This window comes from Actinoplanes sp. NBRC 101535, from assembly GCF_030269225.1.
Taxonomy (GTDB): Bacteria; Actinomycetota; Actinomycetes; order Mycobacteriales; family Micromonosporaceae; genus Actinoplanes; species Actinoplanes rectilineatus.
Genome location: NZ_BSSY01000008.1, coordinates 277045 through 301577, shown reverse-complemented (window position 1 = coordinate 301577; position 24533 = coordinate 277045). Strand labels below are relative to the sequence as shown.

Annotated in this window: 16 protein-coding genes; 9 read left to right on the top strand and 7 right to left on the bottom strand. The window is 70.6% G+C overall.

The genetic code is table 11. The annotated features are described in order from the left end of the window. Positions 1–773: 773 nt before the first annotated feature. The gene (locus tag QSK32_RS23660; protein WP_285473197.1) at positions 774–1193 is read right to left on the bottom strand and encodes a PRC-barrel domain-containing protein; all 420 of its coding nucleotides are present in this window, start codon (positions 1191–1193) and stop codon (positions 774–776) included. A gap of 274 nt (positions 1194–1467) precedes the next feature. Between QSK32_RS23660 and QSK32_RS23655 the strand changes: the two genes are divergently transcribed. From QSK32_RS23655 to QSK32_RS23640, 4 genes are read left to right on the top strand one after another with little or no spacing between them, the layout of a single operon-like run. Further along, complete coding sequence (locus QSK32_RS23655) at positions 1468–3084, top strand: acyltransferase (RefSeq protein WP_285473196.1); 1617 nt, start codon at positions 1468–1470, stop codon at positions 3082–3084. Positions 3085–3123: 39 nt separating this feature from the next. Next, a complete protein-coding gene (locus QSK32_RS23650) occupies positions 3124–4290 on the top strand; it encodes an efflux RND transporter periplasmic adaptor subunit (RefSeq protein ID WP_285473195.1) in 1167 nt (388 codons plus the stop codon). Between the two features lie 26 nt (positions 4291–4316). Further along, positions 4317–4973 carry an ABC transporter ATP-binding protein gene (locus QSK32_RS23645; protein WP_045741667.1) on the top strand — a complete coding sequence of 219 codons (657 nt, stop codon included), beginning with the start codon at positions 4317–4319 and terminating at the stop codon, positions 4971–4973. Beyond that, positions 4970–6175: an ABC transporter permease gene (locus QSK32_RS23640; protein ID WP_045741571.1), complete on the top strand. Its 1206-nt coding sequence runs from the start codon at positions 4970–4972 to the stop codon at positions 6173–6175. Before QSK32_RS23645 ends, QSK32_RS23640 begins: the two co-directional genes overlap by 4 nt. Before the next feature lie 343 nt (positions 6176–6518). Here QSK32_RS23640 and QSK32_RS23635 read toward each other — a convergent pair whose 3' ends face one another. The 3 genes from QSK32_RS23635 to QSK32_RS23625 are packed head-to-tail and all read right to left on the bottom strand — an operon-like array spanning position 6519 to position 12498. After that, positions 6519–7643, bottom strand: coding sequence for an NYN domain-containing protein (locus tag QSK32_RS23635; RefSeq protein WP_285473194.1), 1125 nt, complete (start codon positions 7641–7643; stop codon positions 6519–6521). Positions 7644–7660: 17 nt separating this feature from the next. Beyond that, complete coding sequence (locus QSK32_RS23630) at positions 7661–8095, bottom strand: type VII secretion system-associated protein (protein ID WP_245673884.1); 435 nt, start codon at positions 8093–8095, stop codon at positions 7661–7663. Between the two features lie 11 nt (positions 8096–8106). Next, the gene (locus tag QSK32_RS23625) at positions 8107–12498 is read right to left on the bottom strand and encodes a DUF6531 domain-containing protein (RefSeq protein WP_285473193.1); all 4392 of its coding nucleotides are present in this window, start codon (positions 12496–12498) and stop codon (positions 8107–8109) included. Between the two features lie 135 nt (positions 12499–12633). Between QSK32_RS23625 and QSK32_RS23620 the strand changes: the two genes are divergently transcribed. From QSK32_RS23620 to QSK32_RS23610, 3 genes are read left to right on the top strand one after another with little or no spacing between them, the layout of a single operon-like run. Further along, positions 12634–12933: a hypothetical protein gene (locus QSK32_RS23620; RefSeq protein ID WP_045741570.1), complete on the top strand. Its 300-nt coding sequence runs from the start codon at positions 12634–12636 to the stop codon at positions 12931–12933. A gap of 2 nt (positions 12934–12935) precedes the next feature. Further along, on the top strand, positions 12936–13535 hold the full coding sequence (locus QSK32_RS23615; RefSeq protein ID WP_285473192.1) for a hypothetical protein: 600 nt from the start codon (positions 12936–12938) through the stop codon (positions 13533–13535). Positions 13536–13546: 11 nt separating this feature from the next. After that, entirely contained in the window at positions 13547–13843 is a 297-nt protein-coding gene (locus tag QSK32_RS23610) for a WXG100 family type VII secretion target (protein ID WP_045741568.1), read from the top strand. 104 nt (positions 13844–13947) lie between these two features. Here QSK32_RS23610 and QSK32_RS23605 read toward each other — a convergent pair whose 3' ends face one another. Further along, a complete protein-coding gene (locus QSK32_RS23605) occupies positions 13948–18156 on the bottom strand; it encodes an FtsK/SpoIIIE domain-containing protein (protein WP_285473191.1) in 4209 nt (1402 codons plus the stop codon). Between the two features lie 281 nt (positions 18157–18437). Here QSK32_RS23605 and QSK32_RS23600 point away from each other — a divergent pair, with 281 nt between their 5' ends. Next, positions 18438–19871 carry a hypothetical protein gene (locus QSK32_RS23600; RefSeq protein WP_285473190.1) on the top strand — a complete coding sequence of 478 codons (1434 nt, stop codon included), beginning with the start codon at positions 18438–18440 and terminating at the stop codon, positions 19869–19871. A gap of 1245 nt (positions 19872–21116) precedes the next feature. Next, positions 21117–22664, top strand: a complete 1548-nt coding sequence (locus QSK32_RS23595) for a dolichyl-phosphate-mannose--protein mannosyltransferase (protein ID WP_045745927.1) — start codon at positions 21117–21119, stop codon at positions 22662–22664. Between the two features lie 10 nt (positions 22665–22674). Here QSK32_RS23595 and QSK32_RS23590 read toward each other — a convergent pair whose 3' ends face one another. Both QSK32_RS23590 and QSK32_RS23585 read right to left on the bottom strand, forming a co-directional pair. Continuing rightward, positions 22675–24240, bottom strand: a complete 1566-nt coding sequence (locus QSK32_RS23590; RefSeq protein ID WP_285473189.1) for an amidase — start codon at positions 24238–24240, stop codon at positions 22675–22677. After that, on the bottom strand, positions 24237–24512 hold the full coding sequence (locus QSK32_RS23585; protein ID WP_285473188.1) for a hypothetical protein: 276 nt from the start codon (positions 24510–24512) through the stop codon (positions 24237–24239). The genes QSK32_RS23590 and QSK32_RS23585 overlap by 4 nt, the downstream gene beginning before the upstream one ends. Between the last annotated feature and the right edge of the window lie 21 nt (positions 24513–24533).

Sequence of the window (24533 nt, the reverse complement as noted above, 5' to 3'; positions counted from 1 at the left end):
CGGCCGCAGCCCCAAAACGACCGGCAAGCGCACCCAATCGCTTGATCGGGTGCGGACACCCACCAGGCTTGAACCCGAGACAACCACCCGGCAGGCAGGCGCACCCGATCAAGGAACCGAGCGAAGCCAGGGAGACAGCCGTACTCGATCGAGCAGACGGGCGGCGCCCGAGACACGGCCGCACTCGATCGAGCAGACGGGCGGCGGCCAGGACACGGCCGTACCCGATCGAGCAAACGGGCGGCGCCCGGGACACAGCGGTACCCGATCAAGCAACCGGGAACGCTCACCGCCACAAAACAACCGGTCACCGCACCCAAACACATGATCAGGTGCGGACACCTACCAGGCTTGAACCCGGAGTATCCGCTCAGGGGCCACCGCACCCGATCAAGGAACTGGGTGCGGCCGCAGCCCCGAAACGACCGGCGAACGCACCCAATCGCTTGATCGGGTGCGGACACCGGCTGGCATATCCCCCAGCGAAACCGCCGAAATCGGCCCGGCGAAACCGGTGAAACCGGCTAAATAGATAAAAACAATAAGTCGAATTAATGCTGCTAAGTCATTAAAACAATCAAAAAGTTTGGCCAACTCGAATTGGATCAGCAAACCCGACAGACAGCCGTGATCGGCGAAGACTGCCGACGGACCCGCCCCACCCCCGGCCCGGCTGGCCGCCCCGGCCCGGCCCGGCCCGGCCCGACCAGCGAAGACTGCCGGCGAATTCGACGTGCGAACCTGGGGCCGAGGACCGAAGCGTGGGCCGCGGGTCAGAAGAGGTAAGGACGCATGGGGTACGTGTAACCGGGCGCCCAGTACGGCGACAGCCCGTAGTGCCCGTACACGTTGGCGTAGTAGTCGTCGTCGTGGTCGACCAGGTCCGGGTCGTAGCCGGGTGTGCCCGCCACGTGCCCGCCGGTCCGGTCGATGCGGACCTCGTCGGCGGTCACTTCGACGACAGCGTCGACCGGGATGTAGGACGGGGTCGCGCCGAACCCCAGGATGCCGCCGTGTTCGACCAGCAGGAATCGGATCCGCTGTTCGTCGGCGTCGATCAGCAGGTCGTCGATTCGGCCTACGTCACTGCCGTCGATGTCCTTGACGATTCGGCCGCGGATGTCGAGCGACGGGTCCGCCACCGCCTTGTCGGAGTCGCTCAGCCTGATCATCGTTGCGTTCCGGACAGTCATGGCACTCTCCTCTCGTCCGTGAACCGGTGTCCCACCGAGATCGCGAGCCACAAAAAGCCGCAAAAAGCCGCAAAAAGCCACAAAAAGCAACTAGACCGCGACCAAAGCCGTGAGCCGGACCGCAAAAGCGCCCCGATCACGTAGCGACCGGCCCGTGAACTCGGTGAACTCTGGAACTGACGAGTACCCGCTTGTGGAGACGATCAAACGATGCTCGTATTGATCTTATTCGAACACCGGGACGGGGACCGACCACGGAAGCCGAGGGACGATCGTGACCATCGACCGGCAGCGCCTGCTCGACCACTCGCCCTGGACGTTCTGGCGGGACGCCGACGAGACGAACCGGCGACGACAACTCGACGCCCAGCGGGACATGGCGGACGAGCGCGGATACCGGTTCGGAACCGACTGTTTCGTCTCGGCGCTGGCCTCGGTCGACAACGACGATCTCACTCTCGGCGACCGGACCTATGTGGCGGCGGGCGCCTACCTGACCGGTTCGCTGGTCGCCGGGCGGGACTGCAGCATCAACCCGTACACCGTGGTGCGGGGCGATGTCACGCTCGGTGACGCGGTCCGGATCGGCGCGCACACCTCCATCATCGGATTCAACCACACGATGACCGACCCGGATGTGGAGGTGTTCCGGCAGCCCTTGCAGTCGCGAGGCATCACCGTCGGCGACGACGTGTGGATCGGTTCGCACGTCGTCGTCCTGGATGGTGTCACGGTCGGTGACCGGTCGGTTGTCGCGGCCGGCGCGGTGGTGACCAAGGACGTCCCGGCTGGGGCGGTGGTCGGCGGCAACCCGGCCCGTGTGCTCCGCCGCCGCGTCCCCGAGCCCCGCATCGGCGGCGAACCCGGCGGACTCGAAGCCTTCGCCGAGAAGGTTCGCGCTCAGGCATCCGTCGTCCTGGACCGGGTCTGGAATCCGGCCACCCGCCTCTTCACCGACCGCCCGGGAACCGGCGCGACGGTCAGGGCACAGTGCGACGCCGTCGAGATCGCCGACCTGCTGCTCGGCCGGGCGCCCGGCCAGTTGCCGCCCGGCGAGCAGGTGGCGCGGCTGCGGGGCTGGCAGGATCCGGCCTCGGGACTGGTGCCCGAACTGGACGGCACCACCACTCTGGCGCTGAGTGACGGGACGGCTGTTTACCACGTACTCTGCGTAGGTTATGCCCTGGATCTTCTGGGCGGTGAGTTTCCGGAACCGGTGCACGCTCTGTCACGATTCGAGCCGTCGGACCTGGTCACGTCGCTGAAAGCGCTGCCGTGGCGGGATCGCGCCTGGAACGCCGGGCACCACGTGGACGGCATCGGCACCGCCCTGCACTGGAATCTCCGCAAGGGCGCGAACCCCCGCCCGGGCATCCCCGAAGCGCTCTTCGGATGGCTGAATCTGAACACCGACCCCCGAACCGGCATGTGGGGAACGGGCGAAATGCTCGAGATCGTCAACGGCTTCTACCGCGCCTCCCGCGGAACGTTCGCCCAGTTCGGCGTCCCGGTCCCCCGGCCGGAACGCGTGATCGACACCGTCCTGGAGCATGCCGCGGACGCCCGGTTCTTTCGTCCGGACCGTTGGAACGCCTGCAACGTGCTGGACGTGGCGCATCCCCTGTGGCTGACTCTGCACACCGGGCACCGGTACGCCGAGGTGACTGCCCTGGCCGGCACGCTGCTGCGGGGTGTACTCGGACGGTGGCACGACAACGCCGGGTTCGCCTTCCGCCTCGACGACGGCGATCCCGGGTTGCAGGGGACGGAGATGTGGCTGGCCACGATCTGGTACCTGGCCGACATCACCGGCCGTAGCGATCGGCTCGGCTACCGTCCACGCGGTGTGCACCGGCCGGAACCCGCCGCCGGGCCGGCGCCGTTCGCCTGATCTGACAGCTTCCTAACGAAGGTTCGCCAGGCTCGGCGCATGCATGGAAAGTCTGACGCCCCGACCGAAGTGATGACTCTGACGGCGCCGCCGCCACGCCCGCGGCGGGTCGCCCGATGGCTGGTCGCGGGCGTCGTGGCCGCCGCCCTGGGCGGGGGGACCGCGGTCGTGGTGACCCGTGGCCGGGCGGGTGCCGAGGCCGTCCCGCAGCCGACCGTGCCGGCCGCCACCGCGGCCCTCGAGCGCCGGGATCTGTCCACCACGCGGTCCATGCCGGGTTCTCTGGGGTACGGCGTGAGCCGCCCGTTGTCCGGTCATCGGGAGGCGACCGTCACCTGGCTGCCCGAGGCCGGCCGGACGGTGCGGCGCGGCAAACCCGTGTACCGGGCCGACGACCAGCCGGTGGTGCTGTTCTACGGCAGGATGCCGCTGTTCCGCGAGATCAGCGGGGAGAACCTGGTCGGCCGGGACGTCCGGATCGTCGCCGACAATCTCCGGGCACTGGGGTACGCGACCGGAGTCCAGCCGCTACCGGGCTCCACAGTGGCCGCCGGCACCCCCGGTGCCGCCCCGGTGCAGGTGCGCAAGGGCGACGGTGTGCTGACCCGCGAGCTGATCGCCGCGATCAAGCGCTGGCAACTCGACGTGGGCCTGCCGGTCACCGGCACGATCCGGGTCGGCGACGTCGAGGTGCAGTTCGGCGCGATCCGGGTCGACGCGGTGGCCGCGCAGCCCGGCTCCCCGTCGAACACCACACTGATGACGGTCACCTCGACCGGCAAACTGATCACCGTGCCGGCCGAACTCGGCGAGGCGACCGGGATCACCGCCGGTGCCGCCGTGACCGTGGTACTGCCGGACGAGAGCACCGTCCCCGCGAAGGTCCTGTCGGTGGGCCGCGCCCTGGTCGCCGACGAGAGCACCGTGACCGGTCCGGCCAAGCTGACCGTCACCGTCACCGCGAACGATCCGGACGACGTGGCCGCCCTGGACTCCGCCGACGTGCAGGTGCGGTTCGCCGGGCGTACCGCGAAGAACGTCCTGGCCGCGCCGGTCGAGGCGCTGGTCGCCCTGACCGAGGGCGGGTACGCCGTGCAGGCCCCGACCGGGCTGGTGGCCGTGACGACCGGCATGTTCGCCGGCGGCTGGGTCGAGATCGAGGGTCCCGGACTGGCCGAGGGCACGACCGTGGTGGTCTCGTCGTGACCGTGTTGTCCGTCCGCGACGTCGGGATGAGCTATCCGGGCGGGGTGACCGCCCTGGCCGGCGTCACCCTCGACATCGACGAGGGCGAACTGGTCGCCATCGTCGGACCGTCCGGTTCCGGCAAATCCACCCTTCTCAACATCATCGGTACGCTGGACCGGCCCACCTCCGGCACCGTGCACGTGTCCGGCCGGGATGTGGCGACGCTGAGCGACCGGCAGTTGTCCGCGCTGCGGGCCCGCGAGATCGGCTTCGTGTTCCAGCAGTTCCACCTCGCCGATGGACTGTCCGCGCAGGCCAACGTGGCCACCGGTCTGCTGTACGCCGGGGTTCCGCGCCGCGACCGCCGCGACCTGGCCCTCCGCGCGCTGGCCCGGGTCGGTCTCGGGCACCGCGCCGAGCACCGGCCGCAACAGTTGTCCGGCGGTGAACGTCAGCGGGTCGCCATCGCCCGTGCGCTGGTCAACCGGCCGTCGCTGATACTCGCCGACGAGCCGACCGGCGCCCTGGACACCGCCACCGGCCAGGCCGTGCTGGCGTTGCTGCGCCGGCTCAACGCGGAGGGCGCCACCATCGCGTTGATCACCCACGACCGGGACATCGCCGCGTCGCTGCCCCGGCGGGTGGAGATCCGCGACGGTCGCCTGGTCCACGATTCCCTTCCTGCCGGGGTACGCCGATGAGCCGTCCACCACGACCCGTCCGTCTCGCCCCGGCCGACATGCTCGCGCTCGGCCTGCTCGGGCTGCGGACCCGGCCGGCCCGGGCGCTGCTGTCCGCCCTCGGCATCGCCATCGGCATCGCCACGATGATCGTGGTGACCGGCATCCCGGCGTCCAGCCAGGCCGCGCTCCTCGCCGAACTGACCGCGCTGGGCACCAACACCCTGCAGGCGATGGAGACACCGGACGCCGAGAAGGAGGAGAAGATTCCCGAATCGGCGGTCGGCATGATCCGGCGGATCGGTCCGGTCACCGCCGCGAGCGCCGTTGCCAACACCCATTCCCGGGTACGCCGTAACGACCGTACCGCCCCCGACGACGGCGGCGGACTCACCGTGCTGGCGAGCAGTCTCGACCTGCTGCCCACCATCAACGCCCGGGTCCACGCCGGAAACTGGCTCAACCCGGCCACCGCGGACTTCCCGACCGTGGTGCTCGGCTCCGTCGCGGCCGGCCGTCTCGGCATCACCGACCTGCCCGCCGGCGGCCCGGCCCCTCAGGTGATCATCGAGGACGTCCCGTTCACCGTGATCGGCATCCTCGGCACCACCCCGCTGACCCCGGACATCGACCGTGCGGTGCTGGTCGGGTGGGAGGCGGCCCGCACCAGTCTGCGCTTCGACGGGCATCCGACCGTCCTCTACGTACGCTGCGACGAGGAACACCTGGAGGCGGTCCGCGGCGTCCTCGCCGAGACGATCTTCCCGGAGCGCCCCGGTCAGGTGATCGTCACCCGGCCGTCCGACGCGCTCGCCGCGAAACGGGCCACGCAGAGCAGCTTCTCCGTGCTGTTCCTCGCCCTCGCCGCGGTGGCCCTGGTGGTGGGCGGCATCGGCGTGGCCAACACGATGGTCGTCGCCGTCCTGGAACGCCGCTCCGAGATCGGCCTGCGGCGGGCCCTGGGTGCCACCCGCGGACAGATCCGGGGACAGTTCTTGACCGAGTCGGTGCTGCTGGCCGCGCTGGGCGGGATCCTCGGCACGACGCTGGGCCTGCTGGCCACCGTCGGGTACGCGGCCTGGCAACACTGGCCACTCGTCATCCCGGCGACGGCGGCGCTGGGTGGCGTGGGCGGGGCGGTGCTGATCGGGGTGCTGGCGGGCGTCTATCCGTGCGTACGCGCGGCCCGCCTGACCCCGACCCAGGCCCTGGCAACCGTCTGACACCGATCCGGTCTCGTCATGTGCACCCGGCCGTGTGGTGACAGGCGTGCTGGACACCCGAAATCACCACACCCGTCGGGCCGTGGTGATTACGGGCGCCCAGCACGCCCCAAATCAACACACCCGTCGGGCCGTGGTGATTAGAGGCGCCCAGCACGCCCCAAATCAACACGCCCGTTGAAGGTGTGGTGATTACGGGTGCGCTGCGCGCCCCAAATCAACACACCCGCCGTGCCCCTCCTCGGGGTCGCGCGAAGCATCCCGGTGGACGGGAAAGCCTGACCGGTGCGGCCGCTGGGGGTGCGCGGACCAGCGTCGACGTCGACGGGGACCGCGCCGCGGGTCATGCGGACGGCGGCGTCAGCAGGTAGTCGTCGGCGTCCGGGCTCCACGCCAGCGCCACCGCTCCGCTGGTCGCGGCGGCTTTCGCGAACTGCAGGAAGCTGCGGTAGCCGAGTTTCTTCTCGCTGAAGTCGGGCGCTACCTTGCGTACCTGATTCTTCAGGCCGGAGAGGGCCGCCGGGCCGGAACCCGACGCGAGGTCGGTGACCACCGCGCGGAGCAGGGCGAAGGCCGCTTCCCGGTCGCCGTGTTCGGGCAGGGACACTTCCGGGTCGCCTTTGGCCTGGCCGTCGCTCAATTCGATCACGTTGGTGCCGGCCAGGTGGCGCAGCAGTTCGCCGAAGGCGCGGAAGCCGTAGTCGGCCTCGTTGAACGTCGGGTCCTTGCGCAGCAGGGTGCGTTTGAGAGTGGACGCCGTCACCGAGCCGCTGGCGCTGCGCTGCAGGCCGGAGACGGTCTGGGCGACGAGGGTGGCGAGGGCTTCCGGTTCCGGGGCGGCGAGAGGTTCGGGGACGGCGAGAGGTTCGGGGACGGCGAGAGGTTCCGGGGCGGCAAGCGGTTCGGGGACGGCAAGCGGTTCGGGGACGGCGAGAGGTTCGGCCGCCTTGACGGGTGCCGGGCGGGAACGGCGGGCCTGCGGTGCGGGGGCGTCGACCCCGTCCAGCCGGTCGTAGAAGAGGAACTCGTCGCAGGCCGGCGGGAGCAGCGCCGAGGTGGTGCGTTCCACCCCGACGCCGATCACCCGCTTGTTGAGTTCGCGCAGTTTGTGGACCAGGGGTGTGAAGTCGCTGTCGCCGGTGCAGAGCACGAACGTCGAGATGTAGTCGCGTTCGAAGGCCAGTTCGAGCGCGTCCACCACCATTTTGATGTCGGCCGCGTTCTTGCGGGACGCGCCCATCCGCTGCGGGATGTCGATCAGTTCGACGTGGCCGCGGGTGAGCATCCGGCGGTCGTTGTCGAAGTACGACCAGTCGGCGTATGCCCGGCGCACCACGACCCGGCCGCGTTCGGCCAGGGCGTCGGTGACCGGGCGCAGGTCGAAGGCCATGCCGCCGAGGTGGTCGCGGGCTCCGATCGCCAGGTTCTCGTAGTCGAGGAACATCGCGATGCGCTCTTCTTGATCCACGACCACCAGGCTAGACGCTAAACCAGGGCGGCGGCGGGGAGGCGTACCTCCAGGTCTGTTCCGGGGTTGAGAGTCACCACACGTCCGGCCAGCGACGAGGCGGGCAGGAGCCGCCAATCACCGGCGGAGGGGAGATACCGGTCGGACGTCCAGGCATGGAGCTCATCACTGCTCGAGGCGGCCGGATCGACGAAGACCTGACCGGCCAGCAGCGCGTCGCGGACGGCCGCGTCGTCGCCGTGCCCGGTGGCCGCATTCTGGACGGCGGCCTCGATCTCGTTGGCCGGGGCCGGCCAGCCGAGGGCGCGCGGTGACGGCCGGTAGTCCGGGTTGGGGATCATCTCCTCGGCAGGGCTGCCGTCCTCCCCCACCGGGTAGGCGCCGGCTATCGCGTACGGCGGGATCTGCTCGGCGCCCTCGTAGGCGGGGTCGACGGCGTACATCCAGCGCATGGACGGATTCCTCACTTCTTCTTCGCCACGTAGTCCGGGTTGTCGATGAGCTGCCATCGGCTCTGGCCTGGGGGGATGTCCAGCTGCTGCACGCCGTTCTTGATACCCACGTTGTAGGGCGAGTCGATCAGGAACGCGTGCGAGATGTTCTTACCCGGGATGTGGTCCAGTGCCGCGAACTCCGTCTGCGACGCCTTGGTCACGTCCTTGATCGTCTGCACGTTCAGTTCGACGAACGGCTGACTGTCGGCGCGGATCGCGTACACGTATCCGTAGTGCAGTTTGTAGTCCTTGCCCCCGATGTTCTCGGTGAACTTGACGCCGTCCAGCGGCTTGCCCTGCAGCATGAACGCGATGTCCTTGTCCCGGACGAACTGCAGCGAGACGTTCAGGTCGTCGGTGGTGGAGACGAACCCGCTGAACGTGTTGTCGTCGCGGGCCTTGGAGCTGTTCTGCTGGTGCAGCTTGATGTCGTAGTGCGAGTTCGCGTTGTTGCGCAGGGCGTTGGACTGCAGGCCCTCCTTGAAGATCACGTCCGGGTGCATGTCCGAGCCGTGGTAGAGGAACGTCGGCTGGGACTTGTTGGGCACCAGGCCGGGGATGAAGTCGGCCGGGTTCTTGAACTCGGGCGTGTCCAGCTTCTGGACGATGGCGGGGATGTCGGCGGAGCCGGGGTTCGGCTTGGGCACGCCGGAGCCGCCGGGGCTGGTGCACATCAGGCCGAGCGGGTCGGCGGTCTGCAGCGGGTTGGCCGCGTATCCGGCGGGGTCGATCGCCGGTGCCAGGCCGAGCGGGTCCTGGCTGAGGTAGCGGCCGGTCATCGGGTCGTAGTAGCGGAACACGTTGTAGTGCAGGCCGGTCTCGTGGTCCCGGTACTGCCCCGGGAACGAGACCGACATTTCAGAAATGTCGGAAGCGCCCCACAGGGTGGTGTCGTTCTGCCAGCGCAGCGTGCCGTCCGCGGCGAGCAACTCGGTCGGCGTGCCGATCCGGTCGGTCACCACGGTGGCGAAATCCAGGTCGCCGTCGATCCGCACGGTCCGGGCCACCGGGCGCCCGTCCGACGGATGGTGATCCCAGGTGGTCACCCGCAGCGTGCCGTCCGCCGCGGTGTGCGCCTCCTCCACCAGAGTGCTGCCCGACCAGGCGAAATCGTAGCGCTCGACCCCGTCGGTCTTACCGATCCGGCGTCCCAGCGGATCGTAGGCGTAACGCCAGGTCGTGCCTCCCGGGGTCACTGCCGCGACCATCCGGCCCTCGTCGTCCCAGGAGAAGACCCAAGATCCAACCTCCTCTATGGTACGCCTGACCACTCGCCCGAGGCCGTCATAGGTGTTCGACACCGCCCCCGATGATCGCAACGAGGTGCCGTCGTACACCCCGTCCGGACGACCGTCCACGTAACGGTAGGTCTCGTCCCGGCCCGGCCCGTGCACCCGGGTGACCCGGCCGACGGGGTCCAGCGTGTACGCCGTCCGCCCGGTCCAGTCCACCTTCCCGGCGATCACCCCGTCGGCCCGGTGCTCGAACACCCGCTCGCCGACCGCCGGCAGGCTCTGCCCGAGCAGGCGGCCGTCGGTCCCGTGGCGCTGGGCGAGCACCGGCGTCCCGTCGACCGTCCGGGCGATCTCCCGCCCGGTCACGTCGTGCCGGAACCGGAGCGAGTGACCGGCACTGTCCAGCGTGAACGGCTGTCCGAACGGATCCGCCGTCCAGGTGCTGACCGCCCCGGCCGGGGTGCGCCGGACGACCGTGGCGCCGTCGACGTCGATCCGGACCGTCCGCCCGTTGACCGTCTCGGCGACCTTGCGCCCGTCCGCGTCCCACTCGACGCGCAGGTCCACGCCGGGGCTCTGCGCCGCGACCAGCCGGCCCTGAGCGTCGTAGGAGTAGGACGTGTCGCCGCGCCGGACCAGGTTCCCGGCCGCGTCCCGTTCCAGCGGTACGCCGTCGACCGCGGTCACGTGGCCCGCCGCGTCGTGGGTGAACCGCCGTTCCCGTCCGTCGAAGTCGGTCATCGCCGTGACCCGTCCGGCCGGGTCGTACTGGTAACGCCAGACCAGCCCGGCCGGATCGGTGACCGAGGTGACCCGCAGTTCGGTGTCGTAGGTGTACGCGGTGCGCAGCCCGTCCGCGTCGACGGAGGCCAGCACCACGCCGAACGGACCGTACTCGGTGCGCCGCACGTTGCCGGCCGGGTCGGTGCGTTCGACCGGGTAGCCCTCGGCGTCGTAGACCACCGTCTCGCCGTCGCCGGTGCGGACCGCCCAGCCGGCCAGGCCCTCCACCCGCTCCGGCGCCGCCGGCCGGCCGCCGCGCAGCCGGTCCAGGTCGAGTCGCGCGCCGGTCGCCGTGGCCGACGGGTCGTTGCCGAGCGCGTCGGTCCGGGACAGCTGCTCGTTGTAGCGCCCCCAGGTGGCGGTGCTGGTGTTGCCGAGCGGGTCGGTGACGCTGGTGACGTGGTGGTACTCGTCGAAGGTGTAGACGGTGCTGTGCCCGAGCGAGTCGGTCCAGGTGGTCCGGTCGTCCTCGTAGGTGAGGGTGGCGCTGAGGTAACCGTCCTCGCCCATCGTGCCGACGCAGCGGCCGTCCTCGTCGTAGGTGTACCGGTACCCGAACCCGGTCCGGTCGATCCACTGGGTGATCCGGCCGTCGTCGTCGTAACGGAACCGCGCCGGCCGGCCGGAGATGTTCGCGGCCTCGACGAGACGCCCGCTTTCGTCGTACGCAAAGGAAGCGACCGTGGTGCCGCCCAGGGTGACCGCGGTGATCCGGCCCTCGGTGACGGTGAACAGGACCCGGCGGCCGGACGGGTGGTGCAGTGCCAGCGGTGTGCCGTCGGGCGCCCGCTCGACGCGCAGCGTGTTGCCGGCCGGGTCGGCGACCGTGGCCAGGCGGCCCTGGTCGTCGAAGCCGAGCACCCGGTCGCCGGTCTCCAGGGTGGCGCTGCCGTCCGCGGCCGTCGTCAGCGGCCAGCGCGGGCCCTCCTCGGGCAGCACCGCCGCGCCCGGCACCCCGATCGGGTAGACCAGCACCATGGCGTCCGCGGCGAAGAACAACGTCGCCTTACTGTCGGATTCCAGACGCTGATCGATGGTGGACGACCAGGACGCCCCGAACAGGCCCCCGGCCCGGTACGACGACAGGTGCGTGCGCTCGAGGGCGAACGGCAGCGGCGCGGGCAGTTCCAGGTCGACCAGGGGCAGCACCATCTCGCCGGTGGCCACGTCGATCGGGTCGGTGACGCATTCCCGGATGTCGATCGAGCGGGAGACGTCCTTCGGCACCGGCGGCACCTTGATCTGGAACAGGTCGGTGAGCTTCGCCGCACCCAGGCCGGCCAGGCCACCGAGGTTCTTGACCAGGGTGACCGCGCCCGCGCCGACGCCCTTGACGATGTTCACCATGTCGTTGGCCAGCGTCTTCATGCCCTGCAGCGCGGCCTTGCCGATCTCCTTGAGACCGCCGGCCTTGTAGAGCGCGCTGAGCTTGGAGAGCGAGGTCAGGCCCCGGACCCCGGGGATCACACCGAGCAGGCCGAAGACGAGGTCCATCACCGACCCCTTGCCGCCCGCGAAGTCGACCACCGCCTTGATCAGCAGGATCGCTCCCGCGGCCAGCGCCACCCAGGCCAGCGGCCCACCGATGATCATCGCGATCACGCCGGCCACCAGGGCCACCCACTTGGCGACCTCGCAGATGATGTCCCACATCTGCTTGAACGCCTCGCCGAGCTTCTCCCAGAACGACCGCGGCTGGATGCCCGCGTCGGAGGCGTCGTCGATCTCCCGGGCGCAGGTGCGGGCCGCGCCGTCGCGCAGTTCCTTGGCCTGCATGGCCAGCTGCTTGGCCAGGTCCAGCTCGCCCTGCGCGCCGGCCACCGCGGCCTGGGCCTGGTTGCGCTTCTGTTCGGCGGCCTCGGCGTCCCGGACGGCCTGCTTGACCTGATCGGGATCGGGCTTCTGGGTCTCGGCGCGAGCCCGCTCGGCGGCCTGCGAGGCACCGGAGAAGTCGGCCTCGGCGATGCCCAGCGAGCCCTGCAGGGACTTCAGCTTCTCGGCCGCTGCGCGCCCGTCGGCGAGGGCCCGGTCGGCCTGCGCCTGCGCGTTCTCCAGAGTGGGCGCGTACGCGTCGAGCGCGTCACCGACCATCAGGTGCGAGCGGTACAGCTTGTCGACCTGTCCCGGGAAGTCGCCGAACTGCGAGCGGAACGCGTCGCCGGACTGGCCGACCCAGGTGAGCAGGGCGCCGTCGCCCTGCAGGGAGTCCACCGCCATCTTCGCCCGGTGGGCGTTCTCCGCGAAGTCGTGGAACCGGGAAGCGAGCTGGCGCAGCCGTTCCGGGTCTCCGGGCGTGGGGTCGCCGTCCATGTCCAGGACGTACCAGTCCGCCGGCCGAGCCATTGATGCCTCCCGTTGATCCGTGCGCCGGGAGTCTAGCGTGCCCGGTCACCCAGCGTTCCGATCACAAGGTTGGATGATCTTGCCGGGGCGACGTACGCTGCCCCTCGGCGTTCGAGACGACAGAGGCGGAGGGCCATGGCAGCCGACCGATTGACGGTCAATCTGGACGGCCTGACGGAGTTCTCCGTCCAGTTGGAGGGCATTCGCCAGGGAATGGACTCGGCGAAGTCCTGGATGAACGAGTTCTCCGGCGACCTCGGCGGCCGTGAGGTCGACAGCGCCATCAGTAACTTTGAGTCACATTGGCGGGACGGTCGGGGACGGGTCGACGAGAACTGCGCCCAGCTGATCAAGATGGCCAAACAGGCGGTCGAGAATCTGCGCAAGGCCGACGACGATCTCGCGTCGAACCTGCGCGACAGCATGAAGGGCTGAACATGGGCGTCACCGGTTTCACGATCACCGTGCCCGACTCGTGGTTCGAGGTCGAGCTGCACCCGGACGCCCGCAACGCCGCGATCGGCAAGCTCGTCGAAGACCGGATCAGGGACGTGCCGCAGCTGTACGAACATCGGACGGCCCTGGCCAAGGTGCTGCGTGAGACGTCGCGGCGGGCGTACGACAGCGGCGCCCGGTTCTGCGGCACCCTGGTCACCGTGGTCGGCGACGCGATCATGTCGGCCACCGTCACGGTCACCATCGTCAACGCCCCGGACCAGCAGGGCGCGGCCGACGCCATCGCGCCGCACCTGACCGCCCGTCCCCGGCGCGGGGCGGACTCGCTGTGGCGGGAGGTCGAGTCGGCCGAGCTTCCCGGCGTCGGCCCGGTCCCCCGCACCCGGGGCGTCGACGACGTCACCCTGCCTGACGGCTCCGGCTGGATCCGGTCGCTGATCATGCAGACCTTCGTGCCGTTCCCCGGAACCGACCCGGACCGGGTGGCACTCATCACCGGCAGTTCCCCGGTGCTGGCGCTGGAGACCGAGTTCTTCGACGTCTTCGACGCCGTCACCGGCACGTTCCGATTCACCAGTTAAGGGGCTCTATCATGGCAAACGTCAATGTGACCTACCAGGAGATGCGCGACGCCTCCAACCGGCTCAACTCCGGTCGCGAGGAGATCCTCTCCAAGCTCAGCGAGCTGAAGAACCTGGTCAACAACCTGGTGAACGGCGGGTACGTGACCGACTCGTCCAGCAAGCAGTTCGACGAGTCGTACAACGAGTTCAACGAGGGCGCCACCAAGGTGATCGGCGGCCTCGAGGGCATGGGCAAGTACCTGACCACCGCCGCGGACACCTTCCAGCAGGCCGACGACGAGCTGGCCAAGGCCCTGCGCAGCTGATCTGCGTGGTGAGTTCGGGCGCCTCAGGCGCCCGAACTCACCACAGTCGCCGCGGTGTGTTGTTTTCGGGCGCCTGAGGCGCCCGAAAACAACACACCGCGCTTCTATTCGGGGACCTGCACCGTGATCGGCTCGTTGTCGCCCAGGTGCAGCAGCGCCCGGCCCGGCCGGATCGGCTGCCCGACCGCGGTCCGCTGCAGACGGATACCGACCATGTCGCCGTCGGTCCGGTTCTGCGGCGACAACAGCGCGCCCCGCCGGCTGCGCCGCGCGTCGATCAACCAGCCGCTGAACCCGACACCCAGATCGTCCGGGTCACCCGCGTAAATCACCGCGAGCTTGCGGGCCTCGCCGTTGCGGATCACCTCGCGCAGCTCGCCCGAGGCGGCCGCGTCGCGCAGGGTGGCCGCGTCGTCGACCACGATCAGGCCCCGGCCGGTGACCTGCGCCAGCGCGGCGTTCAGCTCCTCCGGCGTGACATCGGTCCCGGTCAGCACGGTGATCACACCCGGCTTGCCGGCCAGATCCCGGACCGGCGAGGTACGCGGCGCGAGAACGATCACCTGCTGGCCCGAGTCCAGCGCGGACTTCGCCATGCTCGCCAGCATCGTGCTGCGACCGGACTTGGCCGGTCCGCCGACACCGAACGCCGGGACACCGGTCGCCAGGTCCGGCCCGAAGCCGAGCAGCTGGTTCTCCCCGCCGACCCCGGCGAGCAGCCAGCCGGCGCCGTCCGCCGCCCGGGGCAGCGCCTTCGCCTGGGCGTACCCGATCTGGTTGGGGATCTCCCCCAGCCGGAACGGCCGCAGCGCGCCCGGCACCGCGGCGTCGCGCTCGGTGGTCCGCCGGCCGATCTCGGCAAGCGCAGCCGCCTGGGCCGCACCGCTCGGATCCGCGGTCAGCAGCGCCACCTGCACCTCGACGCCGGTCTCCGAACGGAACGCCCGGCCCGGCGCGATCTCGTCCGGCAGGTTGCGCGGGTGCAGGCCGAGCATCGCCACGTCGGTCTTGTCGGCCAGCCGGAACGCCAGCTTGTCCTCGGTCAGCGTGGAGATCCGGCCGCTGAGCACCGACCGGTCACCGGTGATCACCAGGTGCACGCCGACGCTGGCGCCCTCCCGCAGGAAGGTGAAGATCTTGTCGGTGAGCGTGCCGGCGTCCAGCTCACCCAGGGTGGACAGGAAGCCCTCCCATCGGTCCAGCAGCAGGAAGACGTGCGAGAGACGTTCCGTCCCGCTCTTGGCCTTCCGCTGCTCGGTGACGTCGGCGAACCCGTCCGCGGCCAGCACACCCTGCCGGCGGCGGATCTCCTCGCCGATCCGGTCGATCAGCCGGACCGCCCGTTCCACCTCGGACCGGCTGACCACCGCGCCGCAGTGCGGCAGACCGTTCAGCGGCAGCAGCGCGCCGTTGCCGCAGTCCAGGCCGTAGAGATGCACGTCGGCGCTGGAGTACGCGGTCGCGAGCGACCCGGCGATCGTCCGCAGCAGCTGCGAACGGCCGGTCCGGGGTGCGCCCGCCACGATCAGGTGCCCGAACGTCTCCAGCTTCAGGGACGCGGTCCGCTGCACCTGCTGGGCCGGCAGGTCCTCCCGGCCGAACGGGACACCGTCGCCGGCGTCCAGATCACTGAGGAGGACGGACTCGGGCAGGGCCGGCAGCCACGGGCTGTGCTGGGCGGGGACACCGGCCTGCTCGGCCGCCTCCCGCAACGCCTCGACCAGCACCTGCAGGTCGGTGACCTCGTCCTGGTGCTGCTCCTGCGCGGCCCGGGTCACCTCGATCGGGCGGACCAGGTCGGCCCAGTCCAGCACCCGCAGCTCCGGCGCGGGCACCCCGGTGGTGCCCGCCGCACCGGGACGACGGCCGCCGACCCGCCCGGACTGGAACGGCACCAGCGAGGCGTGACCCAGCCGCACGTACGCGCGGCCCGGGGTGCTCTTCGCGATCCGCGCCGCGTCCGGGGCGTTCAGCACGTCCTGGCTCTCCGACGCGTCGGTCACCCGCAACGCGATCCGCAGGTTGGTGTTGGCCCGAATCTCCGGCGACACCACACCGCTGGGACGCTGCGTGGCCAGCAGCAGGTGGATGCCGAGCGACCGGCCCCGCTGCGCGATGTTCACCAGACCGGTCACGAAGTCCGGCAGTTCCCGGGCCATCGACGCGAACTCGTCGATCACGATCAGCAGGCGCGGCAGGGGCGCGGTCTGCGTACGGACGTAGTCCTCGATGTCCTTGGCGCCCGCGTCGGCCAGGATGTGCTCCCGGCGGCGCAACTCGGCGCCGAGCGACTCCAGTGCCCGGCGGACCAGGTGCTCGTCCAGGTCGGTCACCATGCCGACGGTGTGCGGCAGCCGGACACAGGCGCCGAACGCGCTGCCACCCTTGTAGTCGACCAGCACGAACGTCATCGCATCCGGCCGGTTCGCCACGGCGAGCGAGGCGACGATCGTCTGCAGCAGCTCCGACTTGCCGGAACCGGTGGTACCGGCGATCAGACCGTGCGGACCGTCCCGGCGCAGGTCGATCTCGAACGGGCCGTCGAACGACTCGCCGACCACGGCCGCGGTGCTCGCACCCCGCATCGTCCAGCGGGCCAGGATGTCCGTCGCCTTCGGCGGGTCCAGCGACAGCACGTCGAGCAGCCGGCTCGCCCCGGGCAGCGCGGCGTCGTCCTCGTCGTCGCTGACGTCCCGGACCGGCGCCAGCGCGCGGGCCACCCGGACACACCAGTCGATCGACGGGAAGTCCGGCTCGATCCCGGTCAGCGCGCCCGAACCGGTCCGGGAGATCCGCAGGCCACCACCCTCGACCACGGCGACGGCCTGGCACTCGGCGGGGAGCAGGCGCTCGTCGGTGTCCAGGCAGATCGCGTACACGCCGACCGCCGGCCCCTCACGCAGCAGCTGGACCACACCGGGCAGTGACCGCAGCCGGCGCGAGCCGTCCAGCACCACCAGCATGTCCGGCTCCCGGACCCCGGCGTCACCGGTCTCCTTGCGGACCGCGACCCGCTGCTCCAGCAACTCCAGCAGGCCGGCCACCCGGCGGCCCACCGAATCGGCGTCGTGGCCGAGCAGCACCGGCGGCGCGCTCGGATTGTTGCTGCGGGCATGCGGCAGCCAGCGCACCCAGTCCCAGTTCCGCTTGCCGGCCGGATCGGTCAGCACGGTGATCTGCAGATCGGTCGGGCTGTGCAGCACCGCGGCCTGCAGCACCGCCCATCGGCCCAGCGCGGCCCGGGTGTCCCCCGGTCCGGCGAAGCCGATCACACCGTGCTCACTCAGCGACAGGGTCACCGGGGTGTCCGGAATGGACCAGTGCACGGTACGCCGGTGCTCGTCCTGCTCCGGGTCGTCGAGCGCCACCTCGGCGGGCAGCTCGCCACTGCCGACCCGCAGCAGCAGGTGATCGGGGTCGCGGCGGCGGCGCTCCCACAGCCGGCGGCGCGGACCGGTCGCGATCACCGCGATCAGCGCCGGGTCCGGACACAGCTCGCGGCGTTCGGCCTTCTCCAGCTCGAGGGCCTCCCGGGCGTCCTGCTCGATCCGGCTCTTCCGCTCCTGGTACTCCTTGCGCAACTGGGCGTACGACTGCTTGCCCTGACGGCGGTTCATCACCCAGTTGCCGATCAGTGACAGCGGGCTGAGCAGCGCGAGCAGCAGCAGCGTCTTGTTGCCGGTGACCAGCATCAGCGCCACCGAGCCGACCAGCGGGATGACCGCCATCAGCCAGGGCAGCGGGCTGCGCTGCGGCTCCTTCGGCGGCACCGGCAGCTTGAACCTGGTCTGATGACGCGGCGGACGGATCCGCGGCGGACGGTTGTAGTCGAACCCGGTGCCGTCCGCGGACGGTTCCAGGGCGGCGTCCGGGCGGCTGTATTCAGCCAGATCGAACAGCGAGCCGCCGACCCGCAGCAGCAGCCCCGGACGCCACTCGGCCGCACCGGTCAGCTCCTCACCGTCCAGGGTCACCGCGACACCGGACAGCGGCTCGACCGTGCAGCGGGCCCGGACGTCCACACTGACCGCGACCGCGGCGGCCGGCAACGCCGGGTCGGCGATCGCGATCCAACCGTCCGGGTCACTGCCCAGGTCGCCGCCGCCGGCACTGAGCCGGACGAACGCGCCGGTCGCCGGGCCGCCGACGACCCGCAGCTCGAGCAGGCCGGCCTGCTCCGCGGGCGGCCACCCGGCCGGACCGTCCAGGCCGAGCACGCCGCCGTCGCGGACCGGAGCGTCGGCCACCGCGAGCGCCGGATCGATCGGCTTGCCGTCGGCGTAGAGCACCGGCGCCCCGGACCGCTCGTTCACATCCCGGAGCAGCTGTTGCGCAGCGTGACCGAGCGCTTCCACCGTGGATTGGCCGTCGGCGATCAGCGCCACATCGGCCGCGTCACCGGTCCTAGAATCTACAATTGTCAATAACAGCTGCACAGTGCCTCCGGACGCGGAAATCCGCACGCTCGCGGACCTCAGGGCTTCCCGGCAAAGGGCGGTGCGCGACGGGCGGATAGTCGGGCAACGTTATCGCACACCGTAAATGTAGGGTGTCCGCGTCACGATCAACTATGCGCGCGGAGAAGATGACAGATATGGACCGTCGAACCCTTGGTCGCGTTCTGGGGTGGGGGCTGGCCGCGGTCGCCTTCGCACCGGCCCTCGCTCCCCCCGCTCCCGCCGTCGCCGCTCCCGCGGTCACCGCTCCTGCCTTCGCCGCTCCCGCCGTCGCCGCTCCTGCCTTCGCCGCTCCCGCGGTGGTGCGGCAGCTCCGGGCCGACCCCAAGTGGTACCAGGTGCAGTCGGCGGTCGGCGGCAAGCCGGAGTTCCTCTACGGCATCGCCGAGCGGTTCCTCGGTGACGGCGACCGCTACCTGGAGATCTTCGAGCTCAACAAGGGCCGGGTGCAGGCCGACGGCACCGCGCTGAGCGACCCGGCGGCGATCACCAGCGGCTGGATCCTGATCCTGCCGGACGACGCTGAGGGTGAAGGCGTCCAGACCGGTCCGATCCCGAGTGCTGCTCCGGTTGCTCCCGTCGCGTCGGCCAACACTTCGGACGCTTCGGATATTTCGGATTCTTCTGACTCGGCTGTTACGTCCTCTTCGGTGTCCGGCGGGCTGATCGCGGCGATCGTGGCCGGCGTCCTGGTGCTGGCCGGCGCCGGAGCCGGGGTGTGGTGGTTCCTGCGCCGCCGCCGCTCGGCCCCCTCCACCTCGTCCTCCCCCGACGCTGTGGCCGCGCCCAGCCGCACCTTCGACACGGCCGCCGCCTGGAGCATCGACCGCGCCCTGCAGGTCCTGGTGACCAGCGCCGACGCGGCCGGCACGACACTCCCGTCGATCTACGGTGTCTCGGTCGACGAGAGCCGCATCGCGCTGCGGCTCGCCGCCCCGGACGAAACCCCGCCGGAACCGTGGGAATCCGCCGACAGCGGCCGGGTGTGGCAGGCTCAGCTGCGCGACCTGCAGGCCCTGCCGGCCAGCAACGACGTCGCCGCCCCGTGCCCGCGCCTGGTCACCCTCGGCACCGCCGGCGGCGTCCGCGAACTGATCGACCTCGGCCAGGCCACCGGCATGATCAGCGTCCAGGGCGACGCCGCGGCGACCAAGGCCCTGGTGTCCTCGTGGACCGAGGAACTCACGAGCAGCCCGTGGGCCGGCGGCGTACAGGTGGTGGCCGGCGACATCCGCCCGCACCTGACCGGCGGCGAGCGGGTCAGCATCCGCGACGCCCTGGCCGCGGCCGAGGGCGAAGGCTCCGACACGGCGTTCACCCTGCGCGGCGGCGGCAACGCGGACCGCAAACTGGGCGTGCTGATCCTCGGCTCCACCCCGGGCAACCGCGAGCTGGAGCGGGCCCAGTCCCTGGTCAACCGCCCCGACGCCGCCTGGGTGGTAATCGTCCTGGGCAAAACCCGCTACGACCGCTGGCGTTTCACCGTCGACGCCGACGGCAAGCTCGACACCGGCGCCCTGGGCATCACCGTCTACACCGGAACCACCACTCCCGCCCGTTCCTCCCGCTGACGCCCCACCCCACCCGCGTTCCTGCCACCAACGTCCCGCCCCACCCGGGTTCCTGCCACCGACGCCCGCCCCACCCGGGTTCCTCCCGCTGACGACCCACCCCACCCGGGTTCCTGCCACCAACCGTCCCGCCCCACCCGGCGCCCCCGAACCGCACCGAACACACCCCTCATACCGGCCGTTTCCGAACCGCCCCAAACACCCGCTCTCACCAATCGTTTCCGAACTGCCCCGAACTGCCCCGAACGCCCCTCGCACCAATCGCTTCCGAACCGCCCCGAACGCCCGCTCGTAACCGCCCACTCCGACCGCAACTGACCGGTGGGAGTGGGCGGCACGCGCCCCCAGTCCCTTGATCGGGTGCCCTCACTGCCCTAAACCAACAGGCCCCGGCACCCAAGCCGAGGAGACTCGGCCGCGTACCGCGCCCCCTTAATCGGGTGCAGTCACCGCCCACGATGAACGGCCGGCGCACCCAAACTCCCGATCGGGTGCAGCCACCACCCCAAAACGGCAGGCCCCCACCCCCGAAACCTTGATCGGGTACACCCACCACCTGCAAAGACGGCCGGTGCACCCAACCCGCCGATCGGGCACCCCCACCACCCGAAGTGGAGGGCAACGCCCCCGAAACCTTGATCGGGTGCGGCCACCACCTCACCACGACGGCCAGCGCACCCAAACGCCTGACCGGGCACAGCCACCACCCCAAAACGGCAGGCCCCCACCCCCGAAACCTTGATCGGGTACACCCACCACCCGCAAAGACGGCCAGCGCACCCAACCCGCCGATCGGGCACCCCCACCACCCCAAGACGGAGGTCCAACGCCCCCGAAACCTCGGTCGGGTGCGGCCACCGCCCACGAAGACGGCCAGCGCACCCAAACTCCCGATCGGGCACAGCCACCACCTCACCACGACGGCCAGCGCACCCAAACGCCTGACCGGGCACAGCCACCACCTCACCACGACGGCCAGCGCACCCAAACGCCTGACCGGGCACAGCCACCGCCTCACCACGGCCGGTCACCGCCCCGAAACGGCGGGAGTGCTTTACGGCGTACCCCGCAAAGCTTCTGATCGTCTCCCGGTCACCGCCCGTCGTGGAACCGGCCTCCACGCTCCGCACCGGCACGCTCGCGAACACCATCACCGACGGCTACGCAGCGCTACGGCACACTGCCGCAGTGAAGGACGTCGTCGGCGGTGACCAACCGGCGCACCGGTACCCGTAGGATCGCGGCGTGACCACGGCGCCACCTGAGACGACCAGCACCTCCGACCCCTCGGAGGAGGTGCGGAGGGCGGGGCTTCGCCGGGTCCCCGACCTGGTCCGGCGGCGTCTCGCGATCCTCGACGACTGGAAGGACCCGTACTCCTGGCTGGTCACCGTCAGCATCACGCTGACCGCGGCGATCCTGCGTTTCCAGGGACTCGCCAATCCCAAGGGGTACACCTTCGACGAGGTCTACTACCCGACCGACGCGTGGGACATGCTCACGTACGGTGTGGAGTGGGACGCGGAGAAGGATATTCCCGCGTACGTGGTGCACCCGCCACTGGGCAAGTGGCTGATCGCCCTGGGTGAGTATTTCTTCGGCAACGAGGAGTTCGGCTGGCGGGTGTCCGCTGCGGTCGCCGGCACGCTGATGGTGTTCGTCCTCGTCCGCCTCGCCTACCGGATGTTCCGGTCGATCGTGCTGGCCGGGGCGGCCGGTCTGCTGATGACGCTCGACGGGTTCCAGTTGGTGTTGTCCCGGACCGGGCTGCTGGACATCTTCCTCGGGTTGTTCCTGCTGATGTCCTTCACGGCTCTGGTGATCGACCGTGACCACTACCGCCGGCGGCTGCTCGCCGTCGTCGAGGACCCGTTCACCGATCATGCCCGGATCGTGCCGTGGTGGCTGCTGACCAGCGGTGTCCTGTTCGGGTTGGCCTGCGGCGTCAAGTGGAACGCGCTGTTCTTCCTGCCGTTCTTCGGCGGGCTGGTGCTGTACTGGCGGTGGCAGGCCCGGATGTCCGCGGGACTGCGGCAGACCCTGGTGCGCGACCTCGGCTGGGGACTGCTGAGCGTGGCGATCAGTGCCGTGGTGTACCTGTCGACGTGGACCGGCTGGTTCGTCACCGACTACGGCTACTTCCGGCATTACCGGCTGGACAGTGGTCTGAGTGAGCCGCCGGTCCTCGGTGCTCTGCTGAACCTGGCGCACTATCACTCGGAGGCGTACAACTTCCACAGTGGGCTGGATTCGGCGCACCCGTATCAGTCGTGGCCGTGGCAGTGGCTGCTGCTCGGGCGCCCGGTCTCCTTCGACTGGGAGCGGCCGCCCGGCTGCGGCGCGGACCCGTGCGCCGCGGAGATCCTGCTTCTCGGCACGCCGGTCCTGTGGTGGTCGTTCCTGCCCGCGCTGGCCGCCCTGATCTGGCTGGGCATCGCCCGCCGCGACTGGCGTGCGTGGGCGATCCTGACCGGCGCGGGCGCGGGCCTGCTCCCCTGGTTCTACTTCGCCGTGGCCGACAGCCGGACGATGTTCTCGTTCTACGCGCTGCCGGCCCTGCCGTTCCTCATCCTCGCTGTGGTGTACGTGCTGGGCGCCGTCATGACCCCGGACAGCGGGATGGCCCGCGGCACCGACCGGACCGACCGCCAGTTGATCGGGGTGGTGGTCGCCGGGGTGTACGTCGCGGCGGTGGCGCTCTGCTTCGCCTTCTTCCATCCCGTGTTCGTGGGCGAGCCCATCCCGTACGAGGCGTGGCTCACCCGTATGTGGCTCGGCGGACGCTGGATCTGATCCGCCGGCGTCACTGCATCTGGGCGACCACCTCGTCCGCGTTCAGACGTCCCCGGTCGTCGGCCGTCCGGGTGCGCTGCGCCGGCGGGTCGGCCGGGCGGCGCCAGTGCCAGTCGGTCACGGCCTGGTAGGCGGCGACGACCGACAGCAGGCGGTCCTCGCCGTAGGGTTCCCCTCCCAGGATCGTGCCGACGGGTACGCCCGCCGCGCTGAACCCGATCGGGAACCCGATCTCCGGCAGGCCGAGGATGTCGAACGGCACCGGTCCGGTCTGCACCACCACGTCGCAGCGGTCGAAGATCTGGTCGAGGACCCGTTCGAGCAGGCGCTGTTTGGCCCGCTGGCCGGTGAGGAACTCGGTCGAGCCGAGCAGGGCGCCTTGCAGCCAGCCGGTCACGGATACGCCGAAGCCGCGCAGGTCGGTCCGCAGGAGCGGCAGGAACGGCTCGCTGCGTTCGGGCAGGCGCACGTTGTTGAACTCCGTGCCGGTCAGCAGCTCCCACTCGTCGGGCAGCGGCACGTCGACCAGCGAGATCCCGTCGACGCCGTCCAGCGTGGACAGGAAAACGCGGCGTTCGGTGCTGGTCACGTACCCCGGAAGGACCCCGACCCTGGTCTTCCAGCGTGACCGGACGCGGCCTTTGACGGTGACCGGCGTCGCGGCGGTGACCAGGTCGGGCACGGGCGGGAGGCCCTGTGTGCGCGGGTCGGCCGGGTCCTCTCCGGCCATCGCGGTCAGCATGATCGCGGCGTCGCGGGCGTCGCGCGCCAGCGGCCCCGGGTGATCGCGGGTGTAGCTGAGCGGGATGATCCCGGCCAGCGACACCCGGCCCATCGTCGGTTTGAGGCCGGTCAGGTTCTGCGCGTTCGACGGCGCGGTGATCGAGCCGCCGGTCTGTGTGCCGGTGCCGGATGCGGCCATCCGCCCGGCGACTGACGTGGCGGTGCCGGTCGACGAGCCGCCGGGGTCCACCGTCGCGTCGCCGGGCGTCCATGCGTTGACGGTGGTGATCCGCCCGTCCGGGGTGGTCGCCCGGGTCGTGGCGAGCGGCCCCATCTGCGTCTTGCCCAGCACGATCGCGCCGTTCGCGGTGAGCCGCGTGACGGCGGTGGCGTCCCGCGGCGGCACGAAGTCCTGGAACAGGTAGGAGTTCGCGGTGGTCCGCACGCCCGCGGTCCAGTAGTTGTCCTTGATCGCCAGCGGGATCCCGTGCAACGGCCCGGTGTGCTTCCGCCGGCCGGCGGCCTTGGCTGCGGCCCGCGCCTGCTCGGCGAGCACGGTGTTGAACGCCTGGTAGACCCCGTCGAACCGGCCGATCCGGTCCAGGTAGGCCTCGACCAGCGCGGCCGGTGTCAGCTTCCCGTTCTTGATCATCCAGGCGGCTTCGGCGATCGTCAGCTCCGTCGGATCGGCCATCGCCTCGGGCCGCGGCCGCAGGTAGGCGCCGGCACCGAACCGTGCCGGTCCTGCCGCCAGCGCAGACCCGGGGGTGGTCCAGGCCGTCGCCCCGGTCGCTGCGGCGGCGGACACCGCGAGGGTACGCGCCAGGAAGTCCCGCCGGTCCACTGTGCTCACCGCCGCCACTCCGTCCCGATCGACGGGTACAGCATCGGCGCGGGCTGCTGCCCCAGCGCCGGAACCGGGTCGAACTGATACCCGGCCAGCGTCGCGACGGTCCCCCGCACGAACGACCGCAGCGACGCGAGCACGGTCTCCCGCCCCGGCGACCCGGTCTCCGGATCCGGCGCGCTACCGGCGGGCAGCTGATCGAGGTCGATGCCGAGGGACGCCAGCCGAGCCCGGATCATGACATCCAGCTCCGCGTCCGTGGGTGGTTTCACAGCCATGTCGACCACTGTCGATCTCCA